This window comes from Rugamonas violacea (genome assembly GCF_016461825.1).
GTDB lineage: Bacteria > Pseudomonadota > Gammaproteobacteria > Burkholderiales > Burkholderiaceae_D > Rugamonas.
On sequence record NZ_JAEMNU010000035.1, the window covers coordinates 30,191 to 39,512 of the forward strand.

General features: G+C 61.8%; 12 protein-coding genes and 1 pseudogene. 4 read left to right on the forward strand and 9 right to left on the reverse strand.

Going from position 1 to position 9,322, the window contains the following annotated elements; all coding sequences use genetic code 11:
• Positions 1-139: 139 nt before the first annotated feature.
• From H7U20_RS07215 to rpsF, 7 genes are all read right to left on the reverse strand, one after another.
• Positions 140-1,150, reverse strand: a complete 1,011-nt coding sequence (locus tag H7U20_RS07215) for an inorganic phosphate transporter (protein ID WP_199518933.1) — start codon at positions 1,148-1,150, stop codon at positions 140-142.
• Positions 1,151-1,190: 40 nt separating this feature from the next.
• The gene (locus H7U20_RS07220) at positions 1,191-1,817 is read right to left on the reverse strand and encodes a DUF47 domain-containing protein (RefSeq protein ID WP_093387870.1); all 627 of its coding nucleotides are present in this window, start codon (positions 1,815-1,817) and stop codon (positions 1,191-1,193) included.
• Between the two features lie 70 nt (positions 1,818-1,887).
• Positions 1,888-3,273, reverse strand: coding sequence for a replicative DNA helicase (locus tag H7U20_RS07225; RefSeq protein WP_199518934.1), 1,386 nt, complete (start codon positions 3,271-3,273; stop codon positions 1,888-1,890).
• A gap of 153 nt (positions 3,274-3,426) precedes the next feature.
• Positions 3,427-3,879 (reverse strand): 50S ribosomal protein L9, encoded by a 453-nt coding sequence (gene rplI / locus H7U20_RS07230; RefSeq protein WP_199518935.1) that lies wholly within the window; start codon positions 3,877-3,879, stop codon positions 3,427-3,429.
• 33 nt (positions 3,880-3,912) lie between these two features.
• Positions 3,913-4,203, reverse strand: a complete 291-nt coding sequence (rpsR, locus tag H7U20_RS07235) for a 30S ribosomal protein S18 (protein ID WP_028104935.1) — start codon at positions 4,201-4,203, stop codon at positions 3,913-3,915.
• 15 nt (positions 4,204-4,218) lie between these two features.
• Positions 4,219-4,527, reverse strand: coding sequence for a primosomal replication protein N (gene priB, locus H7U20_RS07240; RefSeq protein WP_199518951.1), 309 nt, complete (start codon positions 4,525-4,527; stop codon positions 4,219-4,221).
• 17 nt (positions 4,528-4,544) lie between these two features.
• Complete coding sequence (gene rpsF / locus H7U20_RS07245; RefSeq protein ID WP_093387864.1) at positions 4,545-4,934, reverse strand: 30S ribosomal protein S6; 390 nt, start codon at positions 4,932-4,934, stop codon at positions 4,545-4,547.
• A 262-nt stretch (positions 4,935-5,196) separates the two neighbouring features.
• On the opposite strand from rpsF, the gene lexA reads away from it, so the two are divergent.
• The gene (gene lexA / locus H7U20_RS07250) at positions 5,197-5,835 is read left to right on the forward strand and encodes a transcriptional repressor LexA (RefSeq protein WP_093387862.1); all 639 of its coding nucleotides are present in this window, start codon (positions 5,197-5,199) and stop codon (positions 5,833-5,835) included.
• Between the two features lie 117 nt (positions 5,836-5,952).
• On the opposite strand, the pseudogene H7U20_RS07255 reads toward lexA, so the two are convergent.
• Positions 5,953-6,240 (reverse strand): annotated as a pseudogene (locus H7U20_RS07255) (PLP-dependent transferase); the annotation flags it as partial.
• Positions 6,241-6,530: 290 nt separating this feature from the next.
• Here H7U20_RS07255 and H7U20_RS07260 point away from each other — a divergent pair.
• From H7U20_RS07260 to H7U20_RS07270, 3 genes are read left to right on the forward strand one after another with little or no spacing between them, the layout of a single operon-like run.
• The gene (locus H7U20_RS07260; RefSeq protein ID WP_199518936.1) at positions 6,531-7,022 is read left to right on the forward strand and encodes an Hcp family type VI secretion system effector; all 492 of its coding nucleotides are present in this window, start codon (positions 6,531-6,533) and stop codon (positions 7,020-7,022) included.
• 11 nt (positions 7,023-7,033) lie between these two features.
• Positions 7,034-7,507 carry a penicillin-insensitive murein endopeptidase gene (locus H7U20_RS07265; RefSeq protein WP_199518937.1) on the forward strand — a complete coding sequence of 158 codons (474 nt, stop codon included), beginning with the start codon at positions 7,034-7,036 and terminating at the stop codon, positions 7,505-7,507.
• Complete coding sequence (locus H7U20_RS07270) at positions 7,504-7,878, forward strand: hypothetical protein (protein WP_199518938.1); 375 nt, start codon at positions 7,504-7,506, stop codon at positions 7,876-7,878. The genes H7U20_RS07265 and H7U20_RS07270 overlap by 4 nt, the downstream gene beginning before the upstream one ends.
• A gap of 141 nt (positions 7,879-8,019) precedes the next feature.
• Here the strand turns inward: H7U20_RS07270 and H7U20_RS07275 are convergent, their stop codons facing one another.
• Positions 8,020-9,264 (reverse strand): cystathionine gamma-synthase family protein, encoded by a 1,245-nt coding sequence (locus tag H7U20_RS07275; RefSeq protein ID WP_199518939.1) that lies wholly within the window; start codon positions 9,262-9,264, stop codon positions 8,020-8,022.
• Positions 9,265-9,322 lie beyond the last annotated feature (58 nt).

Here is a 9,322-nt window from a genome sequence, read left to right on the forward strand (position 1 = left end):
CCCCCCCCCCCGGCTCCGCGCCTCTGGGTGGCTTTGGAAGCCGCCGGCGCCTAGGCTGGACGGCATCGCCCCACGCCACCGGAGCGCGCAACAAAAAAGGGAGCCGAGGCTCCCTTTTTTCACGTCCGCGCGCGGTCGATCACATGATGTGATGGCCGACCCACCAGGCGATGGCGGCGACGAAGGCCGAGGCCGGGATGGTGAACACCCAGGCCCAGACGATGTTGCCCGCCACGCCCCAGCGCACCGCCGACATCTTCTGCGCCGAGCCGACGCCGACGATGGCGCCGGTGATGGTGTGGGTGGTCGACACCGGCACGCCGAAGAAGCTGGCCATCAGCAAGGTCAAGGCGCCGCCGGTTTCGGCGCAGAAGCCGCCCACCGGTTTCAGCTTGGTGATCTTCTGGCCCATGGTCTTGACGATGCGCCAGCCGCCGAACAAGGTGCCGAAGCTGATCGCCGTGTAGCAGGAGATGATGACCCACAGCGGTGGCGACTTGTCGGCCACCGAGCTGTGGCCGGCGGCGATCAGCAGCATCCAGATGATGCCGATGGTCTTTTGCGCGTCGTTGCCGCCGTGGCCCAGGCTGTAGCTGGCGGCCGACACCAGTTGCAGGCGGCGGAACCATTTGTCGACCCGCCGCGGCGTCGAGCGCACGAAGATCCACGACACCAGCAGCATGATGATCGAGCCGAAGATGAAGCCGAGCAGCGGCGACAAAACGATCCACTCGACCGTCTTGAGCAGGCCGCCGCCGGCCAGCGCGCCGGTGCCGGACTTGGCCACCGCGGCGCCGACCAGGCCGCCGATCAGCGCGTGCGAGGACGACGAGGGAATGCCGTAGTACCAGGTGAACAGGTTCCACGCGATGGCGCCGACCAGGGCGCCGAAGATGACGTACTGGTCGACCACGCCGGGGTCGATGGTGCCCTTGCCGACGGTGGCGGCGACGCCCAGCCCCACCACGAAGATGGCGATGAAGTTGAAGGCGGCGGCCATGGCGACGGCGGCCTGCGGCTTGAGCACGCCGGTCGAGACCACCGTGGCGATCGCGTTGGCGGCGTCGTGGAAGCCGTTCATGAAGTCAAACACCAGCGCCAGGGCGATCAACAGGCCGAGTACGTAGATGCTGATTTGTAGGGTGTGCATGGATTATTCTTTTCGCTTGAACAAATTCGGGCGCCGGCGCTTAGGCGTTTTCGACGATGATGCCTTCGATGATGTTGGCCACGTCTTCGCAGCGGTCGGTGACCGTCTCCAGAATTTCGTAGATCGCCTTCATCTTGATCAGGTTGCGCACGTCCGGTTCGTCGCGGAACAGCTTGGACATGGCGGCGCGCATGACGTGGTCGGCGTCCGACTCCAGGCGGTCGATCTCTTCGCAGATGGCGACGATCTGGCGCGAGTTGTCCATGTTGTGCAGCAGGGCCACGGCGTCGCGCACTTTCTCGGTGCAGGCCAACACCAGCTCGGCCAGGCGCTTGGCTTCCGGCGTCACCGAATGCAGGTCGTACAGCGAGACGGTCTGGCCGGCGTCTTCCATCAGGTCGAGGATGTCGTCCATGCGGGTGATCAGCTTGTGGATGTCGTCGCGGTCGATCGGCGTGATGAAGGTCTTGTGCAGCATGTCGACCGTGGCGTAGGTGATCTTGTCGGCTTGTTTCTCGATGCTCTCGATGGCGTGCACGCGGTTTTCCAGATCGTCGAAGTTGGTCATCAAGGCCAACATCTCTTTCGCGCCCTTGACGCACAGGTCGGCGTGCTGGTTAAACAGGTCAAAAAATTTGCCCTCGGTGGGCATCAAGCGTCCAAACATGTCATTCTCCGTTCATTGATTCGTGGTTACTGCTGATGGCCGGCCGGTGGTCCGGACGGCGCAAAGAGGATTAGTCGCCCTGGTAGAGCGCCAGGTTGCCGCTGTAGTTGCCGAACTTGGTGTATTGGCCCACCCAGGTCAGCCGCACGGCGCCGATCGGGCCGTTACGCTGTTTGCCGATGATGATCTCGGCGGTGCCCTTGTCGGGCGAGTCGGGGTTGTAGACCTCGTCGCGGTACAGGAAGATGATGACGTCGGCATCCTGCTCGATCGCGCCCGATTCGCGCAAGTCGGACATCACCGGCCGTTTGTTGGGACGTTGCTCCAGCGAGCGGTTCAGCTGCGACAGGGCGATCACCGGGCACTGCAATTCTTTCGCCAGCCCCTTCAGGCTACGCGAGATCTCCGAGATCTCGGAGGCGCGGTTGTCGCCCGGCTGGCTGCCGGTCATCAGCTGCAGGTAGTCGACGATGATCAGGCCGAGCTTGCCGCACTGGCGCGACAGGCGCCGCGCGCGGGCGCGCAGCTCGATCGGGTTCAGCGCCGGCGTCTCGTCGATGAACAACTGGGCGTCGTTCATCTTCTGGATGGCGTGGGTCAGGCGCGGCCAGTCCTCGTCGTTGAGGCGGCCGGTGCGCAGGCGGTGCTGGTCGAGCTGGCCGACCGAACCGAGCATACGCATGGCCAGCTGGGCGCCGCCCATCTCCATCGAGAAGATCGCCACCGGCAGGCCGGCCTCGATCGCCACGTTCTCGCCGATGTTGACCGAGAACGCGGTTTTGCCCATCGACGGACGGCCGGCGACGATCACCAGGTCGCCCGCCTGCAGGCCCGAGGTCATGCGGTCGAGGTCGATGAAGCCGGTCGGCACGCCGGTGATCTCGCTCTGGTTTTCCCGGCTGTAGAGCTCGTCGATGCGCTCGACCACCTGGGTCAGCAGCGGCTGCACGGCGATCCAGCCCTGGGCGCCGCGGGCGCCCTGCTCGGCGATGGCGAAGATCTTCGATTCGGCCTCGTCGAGCATCTGCTTGACCTCCTTGCCCTGCGGGCTGAAGGCCTGGCCGGAGATCTCGTCGGCCACCGTGATGAGTTTGCGCAGGATGCCGCGATCGCGGACGATCTCGGCGTAGCGGCGGATGTTGGCCGCCGATGGCGTGTTTTGCGCCATCGCGTTCAGGTAGGCCAGGCCGCCGATGTCGTCCGCCTTGCCCAGCGAGGTGAGCGCTTCGAACACGGTGATCACGTCGGCCGGCTTGGAGGCGTTGATCAGCTTGACCACCTGCTCGAAGATGATGCGGTGGTCGTAGCGGTAGAAATCCTCCGCATGCATGAAGTCGGCGATGCGGTCGAACGCCGCATTGTCGCGCAGCAGGCCGCCGATGACGGACTGTTCTGCTTCGATGGAATGCGGCGGGATGCGGAGTGAATCTACTTGTGGATCTGAGGGGGCGTTCATGGCGCGAATTATACCTGCTTAGTCGCTCGGCAAAAAAATCTGGCGAGAAAAAACTTTCCCCAACCAAAGTGCAACAGACAATAAAAAAGCCGGGCAAGCCCGGCTTCTCTATGTATGCAGCATGTCAAACGGGCATCGCTGCCCGTGTCAAACTTAGGCTGCTTCGCCCACGACGGCGATGGTCACTTCGACCACCACGTCGGTGTGCAGTGCGACCGACACGGCGTGCTCGCCGGTGGTCTTGAGCGGGCCGGTAGGCATGCGCACGGCAGCTTTTTCGACCGCGAAACCAGCTTTGGTCAGCGCTTCAGCGATGTCGAAGTTGGTGACGGAACCGAACAGACGGCCATCGACACCAGCTTTTTGCGAAACCGACACGGTCATGCCGTTCAGTTTCTCGCCTTGGGCTTGGGCGGCGGCCAATTTGACGGCAGCGGCTTTTTCCAGTTCGGCGCGTTTGACTTCGAACTCTGCCACTGCGGAAGTGGTAGCGCGACGGGCCATTTTTTGCGGAATCAGGAAGTTACGTGCGTAACCGTCTTTGACTTTGACGACTTCGCCGAGGTTGCCGAGATTAACGACTTTTTCTAACAGAATGATTTGCATAGTTCTCTCCAGGATCTTATCTGAGCAACGCGATTAAGCGTGGTGCAGATCGGTGTAAGGCAGCAGCGCGAGGTAGCGGGCGCGCTTGATTGCGGTGTCAACTTGGCGCTGGTAGTGCGCCTTGGTACCGGTCAGACGTGCTGGCATGATCTTGCCGTTTTCCTGGACGAAATCTTTGAGCGTGTCTACGTCTTTGTAATCGACTTGTTCAACGTGCGCTGCGGTGAAGCGGCAGAACTTCTTACGTTTGAACAGTGGATTTTGTTGCTTGCGCTTTTCTTTCAGCTTGAGCTTGTTTTTGTCGAACTTTTTACCGAATGCCATTTGAGGCTCCTGTATCTAAATAGGTGCGCTGTCTTGGACAGCACTAAAATCAATGATGTGAAACACCAGGCTTTTGCTATTGCGGGTCTTCTTGTTCAGGAATCCGGTGAACTGGTACAGTCCACCCAGTGGCGTCTGGCTGAAGCGGCCCGAAATCTCGCCCGCGGCGACCGCGGACACTTCGAACTCGCTCAAGCGGGCGATGCCCGCCTCCATCTGCTGCGACCGGTGCTGCAAAACAGCGTTGACGATCGGCATGCCGGCCGGGGTGTAGCGCAAGGCGTCCCGTTCGGCGATGAGGGCGATAAACTGGAGCTGGTTCAGCTCAGATTCCCGGACAATCAGGCCGCTGCAGGAGCAGGAGCGGCTGCTGGAGCTTCAGCGCGATGGGATTTCGCCGCATCTTCGCGTTGTACCGATTTCATCATCGGCGAAGGAGCGGTTTCCGCTTTCTTCATACGAACGGTCAGGTGGCGCAACACGGCATCATTGAATTTGAACGCGGTTTCCAGCTCGACCAGGGTCTCGTTGTCGCATTCGATGTTCAGGCAGATGTAGTGTGCTTTGGCCAGTTTCTGGATCGAGTAAGCCATTTGACGACGGCCCCAATCTTCAACACGGTGAACGGAACCGCCGCGGGTGGTTACGCTGGCTTTGTAACGTTCGATCATGGCGGGCACTTGCTCGCTCTGGTCCGGATGGACGATAAATACTATTTCATAGTGACGCATGCAAACTCCTTAAGGACGGATAAACGCCCACCTTGGCGTCAAGACAAGTGTGGGAAGAGGTAAGCCGGCTACTATAGCAGCTTTTCACGCAAAGCTCAATGCCGTCGTTGCCGCCGGGCCAGATCGGCTGCGGCCGGGTGCGCTCGTGCGCCGCCGAGGGCGATTTGTGCATTATTTCGCCAAAAGCAACAAATCCCCTTGCATTCGGGCGCCCACTGTACAAAAATACAGACTGTCTATATCCACAGTCCCCAGGGCACCGATGATCAAGCTCACCGCACGTCAAGAACAAATTCTCAACCTGATCAAGGACGCGATCGAAAACACCGGCTTTCCGCCGACCCGCGCCGAGATCGCCAACGAGCTCGGCTTCAAGTCGGCCAACGCCGCCGAGGAGCACCTGCAGGCGCTGGCGCGCAAGGGCGCCATCGAGATCGCCGCCGGCACCTCGCGCGGCATCCGCCTGCTCGGCGTGCACGCCGAGGCGCCGGCGTCGAAGATCCCGGCCTCGCTGATGATGTCGCTGCCGCTGATCGGCCGCGTCGCCGCCGGCTCGCCGATTTTGGCGCAGGAGAACCTGGAGGCCAGCTACAACGTCGACCCGGCGCTGTTCTCGGCCAAGCCAGACTTCCTGCTCAAGGTGCGCGGCGAGTCGATGCGCGACGCCGGCATCATGGACGGCGACCTGCTGGCGGTGAAGAAGGTCGACAGCGCCAAGAACGGCCAGATCGTCGTCGCCCGCATCGGCAACGACGTCACCGTCAAGCGCTACCGCAAGACCGGCAACACCATCGAACTGCTGCCGGAGAACCCCGACTTCAAGATCATCAAGGTCGACCCGGAGGCCGACGAGTTCGCGCTCGAAGGTTTGGCGGTGGGCTTGATGCGCACCTGGCACTAGGCGGCCACGACGGGGCGCGACTGGCGCTCGCCCCCCCTCTCATCCAGACAACAAAAGTAAAAAGGCAGCGCGGTTCGCACCGGGCTGCCTTTTTGCGTTGCGACTGCGGACTGGCGCCTAGCAGCCTTCCAGCGCGCTGCTGAAGTCGTCGAGCAGGTCGGCGCTGTCTTCGATGCCGACCGAGACGCGGATCAGCGACTCGGCGATGCCCATGCTGGCGCGGCGCTCGGCGCCCATCTCGTAGAAGATGGTGTGGGCGACCGGGATGATCAGCGTGCGCGTGTCGCCCAGGTTGCTGGCGGGGATGGCCAGCTTGAGGCGGTTGAGGAAGTCGAAGCAGTCGATACCGTCCTTCAACTCGAAACTCAGCAGCGAGCCGTAGCTGCGGAACAGCTCGCCGCACAGCTCGCCGATGCGCTTCAGGTCGGCGACTTGGGTGCGCGGGTTGGCGATGGTCTCGGCGAAGACGATGCGGGTGGTTAGCGCCTGATTTGCGGCCACGATCCCATTCCGCAATGTGACAGAATGCCCAGCTTCAGATACGAGTCAATGCTTGATTTGATCAGAGCGTCCACTCGCCTAAGAAAATTCAGGAATCCCATACTTGTCGCACATGGCTTGACACGCCCCAATTTCCACATACGACAACGGAACAACAATGCCTCCTGTACTTCCCAACCGCTCATGGAGGCATTATGGCAATCGACGTCTACCTGCAAATCGATGGCATCAAAGGCGAATCAACCGACTTCGGCCACTCCGGATGGATCGAGGTCACCTCGGCCCATTGGGGCGTGCGGCAGCCCAAAAGCGCCACCGCGTCGACGGGTGGCGGCCACACAGCCGAACGGTGCGAACATCAGTGCCTGTCGATCACCAAGCTCGCGGACCTGTCCTCTCCACTCCTGTTGCAGACCTGCTCCGCTGGCAAGACCATCCCCAAAGCACGGATAGAATTTATGCGAGCCGACGGCCAAGGCGAGCGCGTGAAGTATTACGAAGTCGAACTCGAAAACGTTTTGATCGGCAGCATCAATCAGGCGGTGCATGAAGGCGACATCTTGCACGACTCCATTGGGCTGAAATTTTCAAAAGTGAAGTGGAAGTACAGTCAGCAAAAAATCAGCGGCGGCGCTGGCGGCAACACTGCCGGCGGCTGGGATCTCTCGGCCAATCGGGTAGTGTAATGGACGCGCCAATGCTCGAACTCCAACCCAAGGACCCACGTGGGTTTTTCATGCTTCCCCAGGCCCCCGAAGACGCAGGCTATTACGTGTACGGCACACCAGGTGACGGCGACGGCCAGTTCGGCCATCCAGCATTGATGTCCGTCCTATTCTTCGTCGAACGAGAGTGGCAGGCCATCGATGCCCGAAAGTTCGGCATTGGAAACATTAGCTTGGCCGGCGGCGGCAAGTACGGAAAGCACGGCAGCCACAAGGACGGATTGCAGGTAGACATTCGAGTGCTGCGGGTCGACGGCCGCCAGTTGCCCGTCACTCGGTTCGAACGCGAGTACGACCAAGAGGCAACAGCAAAACTAATCGATATCTTTTACTTACATCCCTCCGTCAAGAATGTGCTGTTCAACGACTCAGACATTCCAGGCGTCCAGCACTGGGTAGGCCACGACAACCACTTCCACGTCGACATTCGGGCTGTCTTGAGATGAAAAAACTATTGTTCACAGCCCTAGCAAGCGCATTGCTTTCAGCGGGCCATGCCCAGGGAAAAGAAGTTTCGCCTGCTCCAGCCAAACCACTCAAAGCGGCCGAATACACCATCTACTCCGGCGAATTGGGGAACGAGCAAGCGCCCACGAAAAATGATCGCAAGCTTGCCATTGAGATCAGCGGCCCAGCTGCAAAAGAAATTTTCGACTCCCTATATCCTGATTCAAAGGTGACTTGCAGCTCAGAGAAAGGTGAACGCCTCCGCAGAAAGCGGGATCTGTGGTGCGCTTATCAGCCCAGCGATGGCTACAGATGTTTTTTGGGAGTCAATCTTCGGACTGGCGAGAGCATTCCTGGCGGGAGCTGTTGACGCCGTTTCGTGGTCCGTCCACCTTCGAAGGCAACTCGTTGGACAACGATCAAGATCGATGGTTCGGCACGCTAACCGTCAAAAAAAGGCAGCGCGGTTCGCACCGGGCTGCCTTTTTGCGTTGCGACTGCGGACTGGCGCCTAGCAGCCTTCCAACGCGCTGCTGAAGTCGTCGAGCAGGTCGGCGCTGTCTTCGATGCCGACCGAGACGCGGATCAGCGACTCGGCGATGCCCATGCTGGCGCGGCGCTCGGCGCCCATCTCGTAGAAGATGGTGTGGGCGACCGGGATGATCAGCGTGCGCGTGTCGCCCAGGTTGCTGGCGGGGATGGCCAGCTTGAGGCGGTTGAGGAAGTCGAAGCAGTCGATGCCGTCCTTCAACTCGAAACTCAGCAGCGAGCCGTAGCTGCGGAACAGCTCGCCGCACAGCGCGTGCTGCGGGTGCGAGGCCAGGCCCGGGTAATGCACGGCGGCGACGCGCGCGTCGGCCTCAAGCAACTTGGCCAGCGCCATCGCGTTGGCGCAGGTGCGCTCCATGCGCAGCGCCAGCGTCTCGGCGCCGACGGCGATGTGGTGGGCCGCCTCCGGCCCCAGCGAGGCGCCGAAGTCGCGCAGGCCCTTGGCGCGGATCTGCGCCAGCCCCCATTGCGCCGGCGCCGCCTTCTTGTAGTTCTCGACGATGTTCGGGTAGGCGTGCCAGTCGTAGGCGCCGGTGTCGGTCAGGCTGCCGCCCAGCGCGTTGCCGTGGCCGCAGATCGACTTGGTCAGCGCGTTGACCACCAGGCCGGCGCCGACCGACTTGGGCCGGAACAGGTAGGGCGTGGTCATGGTGTTGTCGACGATGTAGAGGATGCCGCGCTGGCGGCACAGCTCGCCGATGCGCTTCAGGTCGGCGACCTGGGTGCGCGGGTTGGCGATGGTCTCGACGAAGACGATGCGGGTGGCCGGGGTCAGCGCGGCGGCGACATTGGCCACCTCGGTGGCGTCGACGAAGGAAACGGCCACGCCCTGCCCGGCGACGGTCTGCCACAGGCTGTTGGTGTTGCCGAACAAGAAGGACGACGACAGCACGTGGTCGCCGGCGCGCAGCAGCGACTGGAACACGGCGCCGATGGCGCCCATGCCGGTGGCGAAGCACAGCGTGCCGACGCCCTGCTCCATCTGGTTGATCTTGTCCTCGAGCGCGGAGACGGTGGGGTTGCCCTGGCGGCCGTAGCGGAAGCCCGGCTCCTTGCCCTGGAACACGGAGGCCAGCTGGCGCGCGTCGTTGTAGCCGAAGGCCACCGAGGTGTGGATGGGCTTGTGCAGCGAGCCGTGCTCGATGCCCTTGCGCCGGTCGTTGTGCAGGATGGTGGTGGTGAAGCCGTAGTTTTTCTTGTCGTTCATGTTGTGTCCTTGGCGGGCTCGATGCGGGCCGGCGGGCCTGCCAAACCCAGGAGCGGAA

Bases quoted from the DNA above. Each gene is read 5' to 3' on its own strand.
- rplI (WP_199518935.1), bottom strand. From the start codon at position 3,879: ATGCAAATCATTCTGTTAGAAAAAGTCGTTAATCTCGGCAACCTCGGC.
- lexA (WP_093387862.1), top strand. From the start codon at position 5,197: ATGATCAAGCTCACCGCACGTCAAGAACAAATTCTCAACCTGATCAAG.
- rpsF (WP_093387864.1), bottom strand. From the start codon at position 4,934: ATGCGTCACTATGAAATAGTATTTATCGTCCATCCGGACCAGAGCGAG.
- H7U20_RS07220 (WP_093387870.1), bottom strand. From the start codon at position 1,817: ATGTTTGGACGCTTGATGCCCACCGAGGGCAAATTTTTTGACCTGTTT.
- H7U20_RS07270 (WP_199518938.1), top strand. From the start codon at position 7,504: ATGAAAAAACTATTGTTCACAGCCCTAGCAAGCGCATTGCTTTCAGCG.
- H7U20_RS07260 (WP_199518936.1), top strand. From the start codon at position 6,531: ATGGCAATCGACGTCTACCTGCAAATCGATGGCATCAAAGGCGAATCA.
- H7U20_RS07225 (WP_199518934.1), bottom strand. From the start codon at position 3,273: ATGAACGCCCCCTCAGATCCACAAGTAGATTCACTCCGCATCCCGCCG.
- H7U20_RS07275 (WP_199518939.1), bottom strand. From the start codon at position 9,264: ATGAACGACAAGAAAAACTACGGCTTCACCACCACCATCCTGCACAAC.
- rpsR (WP_028104935.1), bottom strand. From the start codon at position 4,203: ATGGCATTCGGTAAAAAGTTCGACAAAAACAAGCTCAAGCTGAAAGAA.
- H7U20_RS07265 (WP_199518937.1), top strand. From the start codon at position 7,034: ATGCTCGAACTCCAACCCAAGGACCCACGTGGGTTTTTCATGCTTCCC.
- H7U20_RS07215 (WP_199518933.1), bottom strand. From the start codon at position 1,150: ATGCACACCCTACAAATCAGCATCTACGTACTCGGCCTGTTGATCGCC.